The organism is Brevundimonas sp. BR2-1, from assembly GCF_037626195.1.
Taxonomy (GTDB): Bacteria; Pseudomonadota; Alphaproteobacteria; order Caulobacterales; family Caulobacteraceae; genus Brevundimonas.
The window spans coordinates 1,164,583-1,180,990 of record NZ_JARKMV010000001.1 but is presented as its reverse complement, the minus strand read 5'-3'; the positions used below and the strand labels follow the sequence as shown (position 1 = coordinate 1,180,990).

General features: G+C 69.3%; 15 protein-coding genes. 5 read left to right on the top strand and 10 right to left on the bottom strand.

The genetic code is table 11. The features are described 5' to 3' along the window. Positions 1-13 precede the first annotated feature (13 nt). Entirely contained in the window at positions 14-1,099 is a 1,086-nt protein-coding gene (locus tag BrevBR_RS05875) for a glycosyltransferase family 4 protein (protein WP_332641347.1), read from the bottom strand. Between the two features lie 114 nt (positions 1,100-1,213). On the opposite strand from BrevBR_RS05875, the gene putA reads away from it, so the two are divergent. Next, on the top strand, positions 1,214-4,342 hold the full coding sequence (putA, locus tag BrevBR_RS05870) for a bifunctional proline dehydrogenase/L-glutamate gamma-semialdehyde dehydrogenase PutA (protein WP_340000274.1): 3,129 nt from the start codon (positions 1,214-1,216) through the stop codon (positions 4,340-4,342). Here the strand turns inward: putA and BrevBR_RS05865 are convergent. The 4 genes from BrevBR_RS05865 to BrevBR_RS05850 form a co-directional block, all read right to left on the bottom strand. Next, entirely contained in the window at positions 4,339-5,607 is a 1,269-nt protein-coding gene (locus BrevBR_RS05865; RefSeq protein ID WP_340000273.1) for a hypothetical protein, read from the bottom strand. The genes putA and BrevBR_RS05865 overlap by 4 nt on opposite strands. Before the next feature lie 71 nt (positions 5,608-5,678). Continuing rightward, on the bottom strand, positions 5,679-5,975 hold the full coding sequence (locus BrevBR_RS05860; protein WP_332641350.1) for a hypothetical protein: 297 nt from the start codon (positions 5,973-5,975) through the stop codon (positions 5,679-5,681). A gap of 93 nt (positions 5,976-6,068) precedes the next feature. Next, the gene (locus tag BrevBR_RS05855; RefSeq protein ID WP_332641351.1) at positions 6,069-6,986 is read right to left on the bottom strand and encodes a hydroxymethylglutaryl-CoA lyase; all 918 of its coding nucleotides are present in this window, start codon (positions 6,984-6,986) and stop codon (positions 6,069-6,071) included. Then, the gene (locus BrevBR_RS05850; protein ID WP_445214744.1) at positions 6,983-8,671 is read right to left on the bottom strand and encodes an ArnT family glycosyltransferase; all 1,689 of its coding nucleotides are present in this window, start codon (positions 8,669-8,671) and stop codon (positions 6,983-6,985) included. Before BrevBR_RS05850 ends, BrevBR_RS05855 begins: the two co-directional genes overlap by 4 nt. A 127-nt stretch (positions 8,672-8,798) precedes the next feature. Here BrevBR_RS05850 and BrevBR_RS05845 point away from each other — a divergent pair, with 127 nt between their 5' ends. Together BrevBR_RS05845 and BrevBR_RS05840 are read left to right on the top strand one after the other, a co-directional pair. Continuing rightward, complete coding sequence (locus BrevBR_RS05845; protein WP_332641353.1) at positions 8,799-9,530, top strand: glycosyltransferase family 2 protein; 732 nt, start codon at positions 8,799-8,801, stop codon at positions 9,528-9,530. 86 nt (positions 9,531-9,616) lie between these two features. Beyond that, positions 9,617-10,045: a hypothetical protein gene (locus tag BrevBR_RS05840; RefSeq protein WP_332641354.1), complete on the top strand. Its 429-nt coding sequence runs from the start codon at positions 9,617-9,619 to the stop codon at positions 10,043-10,045. 874 nt (positions 10,046-10,919) lie between these two features. Here the strand turns inward: BrevBR_RS05840 and BrevBR_RS05835 are convergent. Genes BrevBR_RS05835 through trhA form a run of 3 tightly spaced genes read right to left on the bottom strand, consistent with a single transcriptional unit; the run spans position 10,920 to position 12,663 of the window. Next, positions 10,920-11,270 carry a hypothetical protein gene (locus BrevBR_RS05835; RefSeq protein ID WP_332641584.1) on the bottom strand — a complete coding sequence of 117 codons (351 nt, stop codon included), beginning with the start codon at positions 11,268-11,270 and terminating at the stop codon, positions 10,920-10,922. A 1-nt stretch (position 11,271) separates the two neighbouring features. Continuing rightward, a complete protein-coding gene (gene phaR, locus BrevBR_RS05830; protein ID WP_340000271.1) occupies positions 11,272-11,886 on the bottom strand; it encodes a polyhydroxyalkanoate synthesis repressor PhaR in 615 nt (204 codons plus the stop codon). 57 nt (positions 11,887-11,943) lie between these two features. Next, the gene (trhA, locus tag BrevBR_RS05825) at positions 11,944-12,663 is read right to left on the bottom strand and encodes a PAQR family membrane homeostasis protein TrhA (protein ID WP_340000270.1); all 720 of its coding nucleotides are present in this window, start codon (positions 12,661-12,663) and stop codon (positions 11,944-11,946) included. A 218-nt stretch (positions 12,664-12,881) separates the two neighbouring features. On the opposite strand from trhA, the gene BrevBR_RS05820 reads away from it, so the two are divergent. After that, positions 12,882-14,060, top strand: coding sequence for an acetyl-CoA C-acetyltransferase (locus BrevBR_RS05820; protein ID WP_340000268.1), 1,179 nt, complete (start codon positions 12,882-12,884; stop codon positions 14,058-14,060). Between the two features lie 101 nt (positions 14,061-14,161). On the opposite strand, the gene BrevBR_RS05815 is transcribed toward BrevBR_RS05820, so the two are convergent. Next, positions 14,162-14,641, bottom strand: coding sequence for an SRPBCC domain-containing protein (locus BrevBR_RS05815; protein WP_340000267.1), 480 nt, complete (start codon positions 14,639-14,641; stop codon positions 14,162-14,164). A 50-nt stretch (positions 14,642-14,691) separates the two neighbouring features. Between BrevBR_RS05815 and BrevBR_RS05810 the strand changes: the two genes are divergently transcribed. Next, the gene (locus BrevBR_RS05810) at positions 14,692-15,015 is read left to right on the top strand and encodes an ArsR/SmtB family transcription factor (protein ID WP_332641579.1); all 324 of its coding nucleotides are present in this window, start codon (positions 14,692-14,694) and stop codon (positions 15,013-15,015) included. Here BrevBR_RS05810 and glmM read toward each other — a convergent pair. Next, positions 15,012-16,361 carry a phosphoglucosamine mutase gene (gene glmM, locus BrevBR_RS05805; RefSeq protein ID WP_340000266.1) on the bottom strand — a complete coding sequence of 450 codons (1,350 nt, stop codon included), beginning with the start codon at positions 16,359-16,361 and terminating at the stop codon, positions 15,012-15,014. The genes BrevBR_RS05810 and glmM overlap by 4 nt on opposite strands. Between the last annotated feature and the right edge of the window lie 47 nt (positions 16,362-16,408).

Genomic DNA, 16,408 nt, shown 5'->3' with positions numbered 1-16,408 from the left:
GAGGAGACGACGGCTAGGCCGCCACCTTCCGTCTCAGCCGGGCGATCCGCCGCAGACGGCGCCAGAAGCGGCCGCGTTCCGGCTCCGGATAGGGCTGAAGGTTTTCGACGAACTCTTCCGCCGAGGCGCGCCAGCTGAATTTCTCGGCATAGGCGCGCACTGCGCCCCGGTCGCACTCCAGCGCCTTCAGACAGGCCGTGCGCAGGTCCGCGTCGATGGCCCCCGCGTTCGAGCCCGGGATGATGTCGATCGGCCCATGGGCCGGATAGGCGGCGACCGGCGTGCCCGTGGCCATGGCCTCCAGGATCACCAGGCCGAAGGTGTCGGTCCAGCTGGGGAAGACGAAGACGTCGGCGTCGCGGAAACAGCGCGCCAGCTCCTCGCCGAAGCGCGCGCCGAGGAATTTTGCGTTCGGATATTTCAGTTCCAGCTCGGCCCGCGCCGGCCCGTCGCCGACGACGATCTTCGTTCCCGGCAGGTCGGTCTCCAGGAAGGCCTCGATGTTCTTCTCGACGGCCACCCGGCCGACGTTGAGGAAGAAGGGCCGCGGCCAGTCCTTGCCGCCCAGCTCGTCATAGATGCGCGGCAGGTCGGGGTTGAACTGTTCGGTATCGACGCCGCGCGTCCATGGCGAGACGTTGCGGAAGCCGTGCGCCACCAGCTCGTCGCGCAGCGTCGGGGTGGCCACCATCAGCCGGCCCGACGGCTTGTGGAACCATTTCATATAGGCGTAGCCGACCTGCACCGGGATCGGGAACCGGGCCGAGACGTATTCGGGGAATTTGGTGTGATAGCTGGTCGTGAACGGCAGCTTCCATTCGACGCAGATGCGCCGCGTGGCGATGCCGATCGGGCCTTCGGTGGCGATATGGACGGCCTCGGGCTCGAACGCGCGCAGCCGTTCGCGAATCTCCTCCTCGGCCCCCAGCGCCAGCCGGATTTCCGGATAGGTGGGACAGGGAATGGTCTTGAACTGGCTGGGTTCGATGACGTCGACCTCATGCCCCATGCCCCGGCATTCCGCCACGGTGCGGGTCAGGGTGCGGACGACGCCGTTGACCTGGGGCTCCCAGGCGTCGGTGGCCAGAACGATGCGCATGTGGGCCGGAAGGCTCCGCCGTTGATCGGGCAAACGGTCTAGCGGTTCCGGCGGGCGTTGGCGAGATGCCGCGCCCCCTCCCGTTCGGCGTCAAAAGCGTCTAGGACGCGCGCCATGAACGCACACGTCTCGCCGCCGGTCGCCCTCTCCCAGGACTGGGATACGCTGGATCAGGGCAAGTTCGCCGACGAAACCGCCACCGTGCGGGGCCTGCTGGCGCGCATGCCGCTGGACGCGGGCGAACGCGCCGCCGTTCTCGACAGCGCCGTCGGCCTGGTCGAACACGCCCGCGCCAGCGTCAGGAAACAGGGGGTGGTCGAAAGCTTCCTGCAGGAATTCTCGCTCGGCACCCGCGAGGGTCTGGCCCTGATGTGCCTCGCCGAGGCCCTGCTGCGCACGCCCGACGAGGACACCCGCGACCGCCTGATCGCCGAAAAGATCGGCTCGGCCGACTGGTCGTCGCACCTCGGCCAGTCCGACAGCCTGTTCGTCAACGCCTCGACCTGGGGTCTGATGCTGACCGGCAAGCTGGTCGACGTCGACGAGGAGGCCCGCACCGACCTGCCCGGCTTCCTGAAGCGCATCGTCGGCCGTCTGGGCGAGCCGGTCATCCGCGAGGCCGTCGCCGCCGCGGTCCGCATCATGGGCGAACAGTTCGTGGTCGGCCGCACCATCGAGGCGGCGCTGAAGCGGGCCAACAAGGAAGGCTGGCTGTGCAGCTTCGACATGCTGGGCGAGGGGGCTCGCACCGCCGCCGACGCCGAGCGCTATGAAAAGATCTACGCCGACGCCATCGAGGCCGTCGGCAAGACGGCGAAAGGGCAGGGACCCGAGGCCGGCCACGGCGTCTCGGTCAAGCTCTCGGCCCTGTCGCCGCGCTATGAGGCCACGCACGAGACCCGGGTCTGGGACGAGCTCTATCCCCGCATCCTCCGCCTCGCCCGCATCGCGGCGAAGCACGACATCAACTTCACCATGGACGCGGAAGAGGCCGACCGTCTGGCCCTGTCGCTGAAACTGCTCGACCGGCTGGCGCGCGAGCCCGACCTCGGCGGCTGGACCGGCCTCGGCCTCGCCGTCCAGGCCTATCAGAAGCGCTGCCCCGAGGTGATCCGCCGCGTCGCCGAACTGGCGAAGACCAGCGGTCGTCGCCTGATGGTCCGTCTGGTCAAGGGCGCCTATTGGGACACCGAGATCAAGCGCGCCCAGCAGTTCGGCCGCACCGACTATCCGGTCTTCACCACCAAGGCAGCGACTGACCTCAACTACCTCGTCTGCGCGAAGGCGATGATCGAGGCCGCGCCCCACATCTACAGCCAGTTCGCCACCCACAACGCCCACTCCCTCGCCGCCGTCCACAAGATGGCGTCCGAGCGCCGGGTGAAGATCGAATTCCAGCGCCTGCACGGCATGGGCGAGGCCCTGTACGACGCCGCCCGCGACGCCTTCGGCCCCGTGACCGTCCGCGCCTACGCCCCCGTCGGCGGGCATGAGGACCTGCTGCCCTATCTGGTCCGCCGCCTGCTCGAGAACGGGGCCAACTCGTCGTTCGTCCACGCCCTGCTGGACGAGAGGGTGCCCGCCGCCGCCGTCGCCGCCGACCCCATCTCCGCCGTCGAGGCGCACCCCGACCGCCACGCCAAGATCCCGACCCCGAAGGACATGTACATGGACCGCCAGAACTCGCTCGGCCGCGACTATTCGCAAGCCGCCGACCGCGACCGGCACGCCGCAGCGCTGGAGAAGGTCGACGCCGAGAAACTGACCTCGGGCCCGATCATCGGCGGCAAGCTGAAGGCCGGGACCAATCCGCAGCCTGTGACCAACCCCTTCGACACCACGCAGGTGCTGGGCCACGTCTCGGAAGCGAGCACGGCCGACATCGAAGCCGCCGTCGACGCCGCCGCCCGCGCGCAGGTCGGCTGGGACCGCAAGGGCGGCGCCGGCCGCGCCCCGGTCCTGCGCGCCATGGCCGACGCGCTCGAAGCCGACATGGACCGTCTGGTCGCCCTCTTGTCGCGCGAAGCCGGCAAGACGCTGAACGACGCCGTCGCCGAAATCCGCGAGGCCGCCGACTTCTGCCGCTACTACGCCATGCTGGCCGAACGCGATTTCGGCGGCCCGACCGAGCTGAAGGGCCCGGTCGGCGAGATCAACCAGCTGGTCCTGCACGGCCGCGGCGTCTTCGCCTGCATCAGCCCGTGGAACTTCCCCCTCGCCATCTTCACCGGCCAGATCGTCGCCGCCCTTGCCGCCGGCAACGCCGTGCTGGCCAAGCCGGCCGAACAGACGCCCCTGATCGCCGCCGAGGCCGTGCGCCTCTACTACAAGGCCGGTCTCGACCCGAACCTGCTGGCCCTCGTCCCCGGACGCGGCGAGACCGTCGGCGCGGCCCTCGTCAGCCATCCGGGCATCGACGGCGTCGCCTTCACCGGCGGCACCGACACGGCGACCATGATCAACAAGGCGCTGGCCGCCCGTCCGGGCGCCATCATCCCCTTCATCGCCGAGACCGGCGGGCTGAACGGCATGTTCGTCGACACCACGGCGCTGAAGGAACAGGTCATCGACGACGTCATCCTGTCAGCCTTCGGCTCCTCGGGTCAGCGCTGCTCGGCCCTGCGCCTGCTCTACGTGCCGCACGAGGCCGCCGACGCCCTGATCGAGGGCCTGAAGGGCGCGCTCGCCGCCCAGGTCGTGGGCGATCCCTCCGACCCCGCCACCGACATCGGCCCCGTCATCGACGCCGAGGCCAGGGCCATGCTCGAGGCCCACCTCGAACGCCTCGGCGGCGACGCGAAGATCGTCGCCCGCGCCGAGCTCCCCGCCGGTTCGGACAAGGGCCACCTGTTCGCCCCGACCATCGCCGAGATCCCGACTCCCGACTATCTGGAGCGCGAGGTCTTCGGCCCCATCCTGCACGTCTGCCGCTACGAGCCCTCCAGGCTGAAGGAGACAGCCGCGAAACTCGCTCAGCGCGGCTACGGCCTGACCCTCGGCGTCCACAGCCGCATCGAGGCCTTCGCCGAGGAGGTCACCCGCCTGGTCCCCGCCGGCAACGTCTACATCAACCGCTCGATCATCGGCGCGGTGGTCGGCGTCCAGCCCTTCGGCGGCGAGGGCCTGTCCGGCACCGGCCCCAAGGCTGGCGGTCCGTACAGCCTGATCCGCTACGCCTCCGAAAAGGCCATCAGCAACAATATCTCCGCCCAGGGCGGCGACCCGGCGCTGCTGAACCTCTAGGCGGGAACCTCGATCTGGCCGTAGGCGGGGTCGATGCCGGCCTCCCGTTCCAGCCGGACATAGTAGCTGCCGGGATAGAGGAAGAAGGTGGCGCGGTTCTGCCCGGGCGTCAGCAGGAACTGGTCGGCGGGGACGCCTGCCGGCCCCTCGTTCGCACGCATCGCCTGCAACAGGGCGACGCCTTCGAAGGCCGGGACGTCGACGGTGAAGGCCCGGCGCTCGGGATCGGCGGCCAGCCAGCCGGGACGGCCCAGCACCGGCGGGCGCCGGGGATGGAAGACCGACAAATCCATCTGCCCGACATAGGTGCGGTTGGCGACGGTGACGCCGCCACTGGACACGACGATGGGGCGCGTGGGCGCAAACCGCTCCAGAACCGCCGCGACATGCGGCGCGTCGTTCAGCGGATCCAGCGCGGGCCAGTTGCCGGACTGCTCGATCGTCAGCGGATCGATGCCCGTCTTTTCCTTCAGCCGCGCGGCGAACCAGGTCCCGCCGCGTCCCGGCTTCTCCATCGCATGGCTATAGCCGACGTAGACGAAGACCCTGGCGTCCGGGTTTGGCCCCAGGACGTTGGCGAACAGATTGTCGGCCTCCGCCTGTTCCCGGACGGCGATTTGCGCCTCGGCCGATGCATCGTCCGGCGCCGACTGGGCCGGGGTTTGCTCATAGTCCGAGAACCGGTAACCGAGCCGCGCCGCCTCTCTCACCGTTTCGGCGTAGACCGGATCGAGGGTGTAGTAACCGAGGCTCGAAACGAACGGCATGCCCTGTCGGTACAGGCTGATGGAGGGGCCGGGCACGCCCTGCGGCGGCGTGAAGGTCTCAGCCGCGAAACAGTCATAGCCCAGCGGACGCAGCGCGCGGGCGACGCTGGCCGCGAAGGCGCGGTGACCGGAAATATTGTGCGCCTCGTTCAGGATCACCACGCGGGTGCGCCGCGCGCCTTCGACGATGGCTTCGAGCGCGTCCCGGCTCTCGGCGGCGTCCAGATCGGGTCGTACGGCCGTGGCGGCCGGCGGGCGTTCGTTCAGGCCGATTGCGGTTTGCTCGTCGCCGAGGAAGGCTGCGAACTGGCTCAGCATGCCGCCGGCCGGAGCGTCGCCCGCCGCCGCCCGGGCCTTCATCTCCAGATAGGCGGGCAGATATCGGCCTTCGCCAAACAGACGATCATCGGAGCTCAGCGCCTCCTGCGCCCGCATCGGCGCCGCCGCCGCCAAACCCAGCGAGCCCGCTCCCAGCCCGAAACCCCGACGCGTCCACATATCTCAGTCCTCCCCGATCCGTCGCAGATCATGCGTTGAATCGGGCCGGACGATGGCGCCGCAGGTTGCACCTAGTGGAAGATTCCCACCGCCGCCTCGATCCAGATCAGGGCCACGATGGCGATGACGAACAGCGAGAAGCCGATCCGGATGACCGGATTGCGCACCCGCCAGGCCACCAGCTCGATCACGGCCGCGCCGCCGATCAGCAGCACGCCGGCGAAGACGAAGTCGCTGACGGTCCAGTTGACCTCGTCGGTGAACTGCATGGCCACCATGGGCGCCGTCATGATCAGGGCCACCGCGCCCCAGCCCAGCATCCGCAGGGCCTTCCACAGCTGGTCCAGATCCTCGTTCGTCACCTTCATGTCGCTCTCCCTTGGTTGCCGACCACCCGACCATGCGGCCGTCCCCGCCTGGGCCGCATGAGGGAAATGTGAGCAGTTGCTGAAAAGCGGCCGTCAGCCCTTCGGCCAGCCGCCCGCCCGGCTCAGGGCGCTCGGCGCCGGGCGGCCGATCGTCTCGCCGATCCAGCGCGCCGTCCCGATCAGGGCGTCGAGGTCGTAGCCCGTGGAGAAGCCCGCCCGCTCCAGCATGTAGACCAGGTCCTCCGTGGCGATATTGCCCGTGGCGCCCGGCGCGAACGGACAGCCGCCGATGCCGCCGACCGAGGCGTCCAGCACGTCCACCCCCGCCTCGACCCCGGCATAGGCATTCGCCAGCCCGGTGTTGCGCGTGTCGTGGAAATGCAGCCGCAGGGTCGCCCCGGGCGCGGCCTTGCGCGCGGCCTCGACCTTTCTGGTCACGCTCCAGGGATCGCCGACCCCGATGGTGTCCGCCAGGGCGATCTCGCCGACGCCCAGGCCGGCGATGCGGCCGACGAGATCGGCCACCTGATCCGTCGACACCTCGCCGTCGAACGGACAGCCCCAGACGCAGGACAGGGTGGCCGACAGCGACGGCGTCGCGCCCGGCTGGCCCTCGGCGTTGGCCCGTCCGGCGACGATGTCCGCCAGCATCTGCACCTGCTGGTCGACCGTCAGCCCCTGGTTCTTCAGCCCGAAGCCGTCGGTCGCCGACATGGCCACATTGACCTCGTCCACCGCCGTGCCCAGCGCCCGGTCATAGCCCTTGCCGTTCAGGACCAGACCGATCCGGCTGCGTCCCGTTTCCTTCGGCAGGGCGGCCATCACTTCCTCGGCCCCGGCCATCTGCGGCACATATTTCGGATGGACGAAGCTGACCGCCTCGATCCGCCGCGCCCCGGCCGCCTCCAGCCGCCGGACCAGATCGACGCGGACGGCGGGCTCCAGGATCGCCTTCTCGTTCTGCAGGCCGTCGCGCGGGCCGACCTCGACGATGGTGATGGGGCGGCTCATCGCGCCGGAACCGCCGCTGTCGCGGACGGGGGCGCCGCGCCCGGCGGAGCGTAGACGGTCAGGCTGACGTCATCGCCCTTGGAATAGTTGTGGCCGTTGACCACGCCCACGGCGCGGCCGGTGACGCCCAGCTCGGCGGCGGCCTCGCGGAAGGCGTCGGCGTCATGCTCCTCGACGATGGCGGGCCGCCCCTCGGCCAGCGCCCGCGCGGCGCCCGCGGCGTCGGTCAGTTCGGTGTCCTTGCCGGTCAGGAAGACGAAACTGGGCTCGTGGAAACCGGTTATGGCCACCGGCCCGGCCCGGCCCTGGCGCGGATGCAGGTCGGCCCGCTCCAGCACCTTGTCCAGCTGCGGCGCGACGGCCAGCGGTCGCAGCTGGCGCAGGGTGCCGGCCAGGGCCGCATGGGCCACGACGCCCAGCGCCAGCGACGCGATCAGCGCCGTCACCGCCGCCCGGTGCATCATCAGGAAGGCGCCGACCAGACTGGCCAGGACGGCGAAGACGATGGTCAGGGTGGCCCAGGTCTGGGCCGTCGACTTGCCGTATTCGGTCAGCAGCCAGACCGAGCCGACCGCCAGCAGGCCGCCGACGAACAGGGTCAGCCCGACCCCGGCGTAGCGCGATATCCGCCCGATCGGCCGCGCCGTCGCGGCCGCGGCCAGCAGCGCCAGTCCGCCGAAGGTCGGCAGGGTGTAGTGCGCCAGCTTGGTCGGAGTCAGCTCGAAGATGATCCAGGCCGGAACCACCCAGCAGACCAGGAAGCGGATCGCCGGCTCGGCCCGTCTGTGCCAGCCCGTCGAGACGGCCGCCGGCAGCAGCAGCGTCGCCGGGAAGAACAGGATCGGCGCGATCAGCAGATAGAAGCCCGGCAGGACGCCATGCCCCTCGTCGCCGCCCGCCACCTTGGGCGCCAGATCGCCGCCGATGGCCTCGCGCCAGAAGCCGCCGTCGGTGGCGATGGTGATGGCGATGGCCCACGGCCCGACGATCAGCGCCACCAGCGGCAGCCCCCAGCCCCAGCCGAGCCGTTTCAGCCACGAGACGTCCCGGTCCCAGACCGACAGCGCCAGTATCGCCGGGGCGACGACCAGCAGGCCGATCGGTCCCTTGATCAGGATGGACAGACCCAGCCCCAGCCAGAAGGCCAGTTTCCACGGCCTTCGCGGCGCCTCCCCGGCCCGCGCCGCCAGATAGATTCGCGCCAGGCCGGCCATGGCCAGGGTCACCGCCCCGCACAGCATGGCGTCGGTCTTGGCGATCCCCGCCTCGGTCGACAGCAGGAAGCTGGCCCCCATGATCGCGCCGGCGAGGAAGCCCGCTCTCTGGCCGAACATCGCCGCGCCCGCCCAGGCGCAGGCGGCCGCGGCCAGCATGGCGCCCAGAAGGGACGGGATGCGGTAGGGTCCGATGTCCCGGTTCTCGACCTTGGAGGCCGCCGTCACCGCCACGGCCTGCATCCAGTAGATGCCCACCGGTTTCTTCCAGCGCGGCTCGTCCTGATAGCGGATGTCGATATAGTCGCCGCTCTCGAGCATCTGCGACGTGGCCTGGGCGTAGCGGCTCTCGTCGCGGTCCAGCGGCGGCAGCAGCATCAGCACCGGCAGGCCCGCGAACAGGGCGACAAGGGCCGCCAGCAGGGGGCCCCGCCATCCGGCGATGTATCGGTCGAAGTCGGCGCCTGTCATGGTCATCTTCCTACCACGGCGTTTCGGCGCGTCACATTGTTTGAGCGCCGTCGCCCGCCGCGCGGAGGCTCGTTGCACGAGGACGGCCGCCCATCTCCCGCCCGTCCGCGAAACCGGCTAGAGAGCGATGATGAACGAAGCCATCCCCGACATTTCCGTCGTCGTCCCGGTCCACAACGAGGAGGGCGCCGCCGGTCCGCTGGCGCGCGAGATCGCCGAGGCCTTCGCCGGACGTTCGTATGAAATGGTCTTCGTCGACGACGCCTCGCGGGACAACACCCTGGCCGAGCTGCGCGGCCTGATGGCGGAACTGCCGGCCCTGCGGGTGCTCGGCCACGGCTCGAACGCGGGCCAGAGCCGGGCGGTGCGCACCGGGGTTCTGGCCGCGCGGGCGCCGATCGTCGTGACCCTCGACGGCGACGGCCAGAATCCGCCCGCCGACGCCCCCAGACTGGCCGACCTGCTGGCGGCCTCGCCCTCGACGGTGGCCCTGGTCGGCGGCGTCCGGGCCAAACGTCAGGATTCCGGGGCCAAGCGTCAGGCCTCGCTGTGGGCCAACCGCATCCGCCGCAAACTGCTGGGCGACGACGCCGACGACACGGGCTGCGGGCTCAAGGCCTTCCGGCGCGAGGTCTTCCTGCGCCTGCCCTATTTCGATCATGTCCACCGCTACCTGCCGGCGCTGATGATCCGCGAGGGCTATGAAAACCGCTATCTCGACGTCGACCATCGGCATCGCGAGACGGGCCAGTCGAAATACACCAACTGGGGGCGGCTGATGGCCTCCCTGTCGGACCTGCTGGGCGTCATGTGGCTGAAGACCCGCTCGCGGCGGCCGGGCGCGATCAGCGAGTATTGAGCAAGCGTAGCTGAACGGATCGAACCGGGGTACACATCGTTAACAAGCGCGGCCGTTACGCGCCCAGACAGACGATGGAGCCCGCCATGCTGATCGCCATCCCGCTGCTTTTCATCCCCGTGGTGCTCTACGCCATCGTCATCCTGTCCGGGGTTGTCGGGACCGGAGGGGTCGCTGCGGCCGAACAGGCCCTGCGCGACCCCCTGTTCTCGATTCCGATGGTGTCCGGCACCGCATGGAATATCGGCGTCGGCGACCTGATCCTGTTCCTGTCGCTGATCCTGCTGTTCTTCGAACTGCTGAAGTCGACGTCCAGCCAGAAGGTGGCGATTGTCAATCACGCCCTGTCGATGATCCTGTTCGTGATCTGCCTGGTGGCCTTCCTGCTGATGAAGGGCTTCGCCACCTCGACCTTCTTCCTGATCCTGACCATGGTCATGCTGGACGTCCTCGCCGGCTTCATCGTCACCATCATCTCGGCCCGCAAGGACCTCGATTTCGCCGGCGGCGGCTGAAGGCCGGAGGCCCGTCGTCATCCCGGGGGCGCGCAGCGAACCCCGGGACCCGGCGGCGCGCGAGAGCGCGAAGCTGTCGGGAGCGCGGCTGCATCGGGCATCGCCTTCGGCGCCGCCGGGTCCGGGCCTGCGCCGGGATGACGACAGGCAGGGTGCGGATATAGTCGCACTGGCGGAAAAACATCCCGCCTTTCCAGCGCCTTGACGATTTGAGACCCCGTTCTCCTGCGCACCCCTCCCGGCGCCCGCATAATGGCTGCATCCCGTCGCGGGGGAGGGCGTCTGGCGCCAGGGCCAATCACGTGCGGCGGGGTGCGATCGAGCGGGAAACGTCGTCCCGGAATCGTCGCCCGGACCCTTGCGCGGCTCATACCTGCGGCTTGTGGAATAACGGGGGCGTGGGGGCGGCGGACTGCCCGGGGCGTCGAAACCCCGGGGCCCGGGAGGCCTGGAAGCCTTCCGCCCGTCGCGAGCGTACGACGGACAGGGATGAATGCGGCGACAAGGCCGGGGTCGGGAAATGCCGAAAGCCCCGCAGGCCGCCTTGATGAAGCCCGCCCCCGTCGGCTTGCGTGAACCGGTCGCGCGGAGCGAAGGCGGCGACGCCGAAAACACATCCCGGTCCCCGCAAAGCGAAAGCAGGGGACCACATCACGGTTCCGGGCGAAGCCGCCCGCGCTCCGCCACCTCCCCGACTTTTCCGCGGAAACGCCGAAAAGCGCTTCAGCCTGTCCGGTCTTTGAAAATCAGGAAAACGCCACGAAAATCAGCGCGACGACGGTCACATCGACGGTGCGGGTGATGAAGGTCAGCATGGCGGCGGTCCCGAACGAGGCTTGAGGCCCTGTCGTTCAGCAAGGACCGTGCCGCGGGATCAGACGTCGGTGTCTTCCGCCTTGCCGGGTCGCGGGCGCCGCTCGGCGGCCCCCGAATGCTCGGTTCCCAGATAGGCCGATCGGGCTGCGTCCAGCACCGGCAGGCCCCCCTTGAGGCCGCGCCTCTGTCCGGTCTGGCCGATCATCTGGGCGGCGAAGGCGGCCGCCGAGGCGTCCGGCGCGGGCGTGGGGGCAGGTCTTGCCGGGGGCTCGGCAGGCTCGGGGTCGAAATCCGTGACCGTCAGGGCGCGGCCCTCCGCGGCGGCCCGCCGTTCGGCGGCGCGCCGCTCGGCCGACCGGCGATCCTCCCGGCGTTCGACGGGACCCACGGCGCGGATCTCGTCGCCCATGTCAGTCGTCCTTGCCGGGCGGTCGGGACAGTTTGTCGATCTGGCTGCGCATCTCGTCCATCTGGCGGCGCATTTCCGCCAGCGGATCGGCGGCCGGCGCCGGTTCGGGCTTCGTCGCGGCCGAAGCCGCCGCCATGGCGCCCGGCGTCAGGGCGCCGAAGCCGGGCCACATCTTCATCGCCTCGCTGAACATGGCCATGTTGCGCTTGACGGCCTCGTCCATCAGCCCGGCGCCGGGCGCAGCGCCGAAGGCCTTGGTGAACTGGCCGCGGATCTGTTCCTGCTGGCGGCTGAAATTGTCGAGCGACATCTCCAGATAGCTGGGCAGCACCCCCTGCATCTGGCCGCCGTAGAAGCCGATCAGCTGGCGCAGGAACTGGACCGGCAGCAGGGCCTCGCCCCGGCTCTCTTCCTCGAAGATGATCTGGGTCAGGATCTGACGGGTCAGGTCGTCATTGGTCTTGGCGTCGAAGACCACGAACTCGGTCCCCTCGCGCACCATCTTCGCCAGGTCCTCCAGCGTCACATAGGCCGAGGTCGCCGTATTGTAGAGGCGGCGGTTGGCGTATTTCTTGATGACGACGGTTTCGCCGGCTCCGGACTTCCTGTCAGCCACGCGCGATCCTCGTTCCTGTTGCAACGCCGCACTATGCTGCGCTGCGGACGGGAATGTCTAGCCGACGCCGACGGCGGCGGGGGCCAGCACGACCCCGACCAGCACCGCGGCCCAGTGGACGGTCGCGCCGGTGACGACGAAGCCGTGCCAGATGGCGCGGCGGAATTTCACCCTCGGGCTGATGAAGACGAACACTCCCGCCGTATAGATCAGCCCGCCCAGCACCAGCAGGGCCAGGGCGATCGGATGGACGGTGTCGACCATGGGCTTCAGCGCGATCACGGCCAGCCAGCCGAACAGCACATAGACCCCGCTCCAGAAGGCGTCCGATATCCGCGGCGCCACCAGCTTGGCCCCGACGCCGGCCAGGGCGATCGCCCACACCAGCAGGGTGAAGCCGATCGACCAGGCGCCTTCGAACCGCTGGGTCGTGAAGGGGGTGTAGCTGCCGGCGATCATGAGGAAGATCGCCGCCTCGTCCATGCGGCGCAGGATCGGCCGCGCGGCGCAGGGCCTGGTCTGATTGTAGATGGTCGAGACGGTCAGCATGGCGACCAGACACAGGGCGTAGGTCGCGGTCGCCGCCACGGCGCCGATGCCGACATACATCGCCGCCAGCACCGCCAGCACGATCCCGCCGACGGCGGCCAGCGTCAGGCCGACGACATGCACGACCAGATCGGCGGTCTTCTCGGCGGGCGAGCGGTAATGCTCCGCCATATCCAATTCGTCCGGCACGCAGACCTTGACGAACACCTTTTTCAATCGCTTCAGCATGGCTGCCACAAGCCTTTCTGGCCCGGTTTGTTCCCGCGAATATGGGGCCCGGCCGGTGACCACGCGGTGAACGGCGCCGTCAGACGTGACGAAGGCGTCCGGATGCGGCAGAAACGCCACGACTCGTTTCGCGCGACCTAACGACCACATGGATCGTAGAGGTTTCGTTTTCCATGGCCCGCCGCTCCCCCGGCGCGGGCCCGCTCCAGAGGTTCGTCATGTCCATCGACGTCGTCATTGTCTCCGCCGCGCGCACGCCGGTCGGCTCCTTCCTCGGCGGCCTTTCCGGCCTGCCGGCGTCGAAGCTGGGCGAGGTCGCCATCCGGGCGGCGCTCGAGCGGGCGGGCGTCGACGCCGCCGATGTCGACGAGGTCATTCTCGGTCACGTCCTTCAGGCGGCGGCGGGCCAGGGCCCGGCGCGGCAGGCCGCCATGGGCGCGGGCATTCCGAAGGAGACGGCGGCCTGGAGCCTGAACCAGATCTGCGGCTCGGGCCTGCGCGCGGTCGCCATCGGCGCCCAGCAGATCGCCCTCGGCGATGCGAAGATCGTCGTCGCCGGCGGTCAGGAGAGCATGAGCCAGGCCCCCCACGCCCAGCACCTGCGCACCGGCCAGAAGATGGGCGACCTGTCGCTGATCGACACCATGATCAGGGATGGGCTGTGGGACGCCTTCAACGGCTATCACATGGGTCAGACGGCCGAGAACGTGGCCGAGCGGTTCCAGATCAGCCGCGCCGATCAGGACGCCTTCGCCGTCGCCAGCCAGCACAAGGCCGAGGCGGCCCAGAAGGCGGGCCGCTTCGACGACGAGATCGCGCCGGTGGCCATCGCCTCGAAGAAGGGCGACGTCGTCGTCGACAAGGACGAGTTCATCCGCCACGGCGCGACCCTCGAGGCCATGGAGAAGCTGCGCCCCGCTTTCACGAAGGAAGGCTCGGTCACCGCCGCCAACGCCTCGGGCCTGAATGACGGGGCCGCCGCCCTGGTGCTGATGAGCGCCGACGAGGCGAAGGCGCGGGGCCTCGAGGTTCTGGCGCGGATCGTGTCCTCGGCCACCGCCGGCGTCGATCCGGCGGTGATGGGGACCGGCCCGATCCCGGCCTCGAGGAAGGCGCTGGAAAAGGCCGGCTGGACCGTCGCCGACCTCGACCTGGTCGAATCCAACGAGGCCTTCGCCGCCCAGAGCCTGTGCGTGCTTCGCGAACTGGGGCTCGATCCCGACAAGGTCAACGTCAACGGCGGCGCCATCGCCATCGGTCACCCCATCGGGGCTTCGGGCGCCCGCATCCTGACCACCCTGCTTCATGAGATGAAGCGGCGCGGCGCGAACAAGGGGCTGGCGACCCTGTGCATCGGCGGCGGCATGGGCGTGGCCATGTGCGTCCAGCGCGACTGACCCGGAGACAGGAGGCCGCGCGCGGGAATCATCGGGTGAGACTGCGCCGGTCCGGCGACGGGTTCCATCGCTGAGTTCAGGCGCGGCGTTCGGGCGGTCGTCTAGCGGTAGGCGCCGTCCCGGAGATTGATTCCGTATTCGACATGAGCCTTCAGCGCCGACAGCATCTGCGACCATCCCATGCAGTTGCCGTAGGAGGCCCTCAGGCCGGCCGGAGTCTGTCGCCACCCGTCCTCTGCGATACGGACAAGCGTGCGCGCACCATCATCCAGCGGCTGGAAGGTCATGGTGACCGTCGTCAGATAACCCGCGTCCACGGCCGGATCGCCGACCTCTGACGCCCCTTCGCTGGCCGCCCAGCGCAATACGATACGGTCGTCCTGGACCACCTCGACCACCTCCACCGGAAAGGTCTCCGGGAATTCCGCGAACGCCCACTGGACCATCGCGCCCGTCTCCAGCCGGCCGACGGCTCCGCCGGTGGTGAAATAGGCGGACAGTTCGGCGGGATCGGCGACCGCCGCGAACACCTCATGCACAGGCCGGGCGATGCGGGTCGCGACTTCGAATTTCAGCTCCACTGCTCCACTCCATGGTTGCCGGCGAGCTTTATATGTTATAGAAATACAACATGTCAAATGACGACGATCTGGACGGTGTTTTCAAGGCCCTGGCCAATCCGGTAAGGCGACGACTGCTGGATGCGATGAAGGGCGGGCCGCGCACCACGGGCCAGCTGTGCGAAGCGGAGCGCGCCCTGGACCGCTGCACGGTGATGCAACATCTGAAGAGCCTGGAAGCGGCCGGGCTGATCATCGTCCGGCGCGAGGGCCGCGAGCGCTGGAACCATCTCAACGCCATGCCGATCAAGGCCGTCCACGACCGCTGGATCGCCCCATACGCCCGCGGGGCGGTGGCCATGCTGGCGGACCTGAAAGACCGTGTAGAGGGTTAGCCCGCCGCCTTCACCGCCGCGACCACATCGGCGACCACAGACTTCACCAGCCTGGCGTCATCCCCCTCGGCCATAACCCGGATCAGCTTCTCGGTCCCCGAGGGTCGCACCAGCAGGCGCCCGGCGCCGACCAGACGCGCCTCTGCGGCGGCGATCGCGGCCTTGACCCCCGCGTCCTGCAGCGGCTTGCCCGCGGTGAAGCGAACATTCTCCAGCAACTGCGGCACCGGTTCGAACTGACGCGCCAGATCGCTCATGGCGCGGCCGCTCTCGACCAGGACCGCCAGCACCTGCAGGGCCGACATCAGGCCGTCGCCCGTGGTGGCGTAGTCATGCAGGATGATGTGGCCGGACTGTTCGCCGCCCATGTTGAACCCGCCCTGGCGCATCCGCTCCATGACGTAGCGGTCGCCGACCTGGGTCCGCTCCAGCGTCAGTCCGGCGGCGTTCAGGGCGCGCTCCATCCCGAGGTTGGACATGACGGTGGCGACCACGCCGCCCCCGACCAGCAGCCCCCGCCTGGCCCAGTCCAGAGCCACCATGGTCATGATCTGGTCGCCGTCGACGACCTGACCCTTCTCGTCGCAGATGATGACCCGGTCGGCGTCGCCGTCCAGGGCGATGCCGATGTGGGCCTTGTGGCGCCTGACCGCCTCGGCCAGGGTCTGCGGATAGGTCGAGCCGCAGTCGGCGTTGATGTTCAGGCCGTTCGGCTCCACGCCGACGGAAAACACCTCGGCGCCCAGCTCGTACAGCGTCGTCGGCGCGACCTTGTAGCCGGCGCCGTTGGCGCAATCGATGGCGATGCGCAGGCCCTGCAGGCTCAGGCCCTTGGGGAAGCTGGCCTTGGCGATCTCGATGTAGCGGGCCTGACTGTCGTCGATCCGCTTGACCCGGCCCAGCTTGTCCGGCGCGGCGAGGCCTGCATCCAGGGCCTCGTCCATCATGGATTCGATCTTCAGCTCGACCTCGTCCGACAGCTTGTAGCCGTCGGGGCCGAACAGCTTGATGCCGTTGTCGAGATAGGCGTTGTGCGAGGCCGAGATCATCACCCCGATGTCGGCCCGCATCGAACGGGTCATCATGGCCACGCCGGGCGTCGGCAGGGGTCCGAAGGTCAGCACGTCCATGCCGGCGGAGGCGAAGCCCGCGACCAGCGCCGGCTCGATCATATAGCCCGACAGGCGGGTGTCCTTGCCGATCACCACAAGGTGCCGGCGGTCGTCGGACGACATGAACATCCGTCCCGCCGCCAGCCCGACGCGCAGGGCCACTTCGGGCGTCATGGGATGGGTGTTGGCGCGGCCGCGAATGCCGTCTGTCCCGAAATAGCGTCTCTCGCCCAAGCGTCTTCTTCCTCTCGTCGCGGTCGCAGAAACCTTGCGAAACCGCT

Coding starts and splice junctions, on each gene's coding strand:
- BrevBR_RS05875 (WP_332641347.1), bottom strand. CDS start 1,099: ATGCGCATCGTTCTGGCCACCGACGCCTGGGAGCCCCAGGTCAACGGC.
- putA (WP_340000274.1), top strand. CDS start 1,214: ATGAACGCACACGTCTCGCCGCCGGTCGCCCTCTCCCAGGACTGGGAT.
- BrevBR_RS05865 (WP_340000273.1), bottom strand. CDS start 5,607: ATGTGGACGCGTCGGGGTTTCGGGCTGGGAGCGGGCTCGCTGGGTTTG.
- BrevBR_RS05860 (WP_332641350.1), bottom strand. CDS start 5,975: ATGAAGGTGACGAACGAGGATCTGGACCAGCTGTGGAAGGCCCTGCGG.
- BrevBR_RS05855 (WP_332641351.1), bottom strand. CDS start 6,986: ATGAGCCGCCCCATCACCATCGTCGAGGTCGGCCCGCGCGACGGCCTG.
- BrevBR_RS05850 (WP_445214744.1), bottom strand. CDS start 8,671: ATGACAGGCGCCGACTTCGACCGATACATCGCCGGATGGCGGGGCCCC.
- BrevBR_RS05845 (WP_332641353.1), top strand. CDS start 8,799: ATGATGAACGAAGCCATCCCCGACATTTCCGTCGTCGTCCCGGTCCAC.
- BrevBR_RS05840 (WP_332641354.1), top strand. CDS start 9,617: ATGCTGATCGCCATCCCGCTGCTTTTCATCCCCGTGGTGCTCTACGCC.
- BrevBR_RS05835 (WP_332641584.1), bottom strand. CDS start 11,270: ATGGGCGACGAGATCCGCGCCGTGGGTCCCGTCGAACGCCGGGAGGAT.
- trhA (WP_340000270.1), bottom strand. CDS start 12,663: ATGCTGAAGCGATTGAAAAAGGTGTTCGTCAAGGTCTGCGTGCCGGAC.
- BrevBR_RS05820 (WP_340000268.1), top strand. CDS start 12,882: ATGTCCATCGACGTCGTCATTGTCTCCGCCGCGCGCACGCCGGTCGGC.
- BrevBR_RS05810 (WP_332641579.1), top strand. CDS start 14,692: ATGTCAAATGACGACGATCTGGACGGTGTTTTCAAGGCCCTGGCCAAT.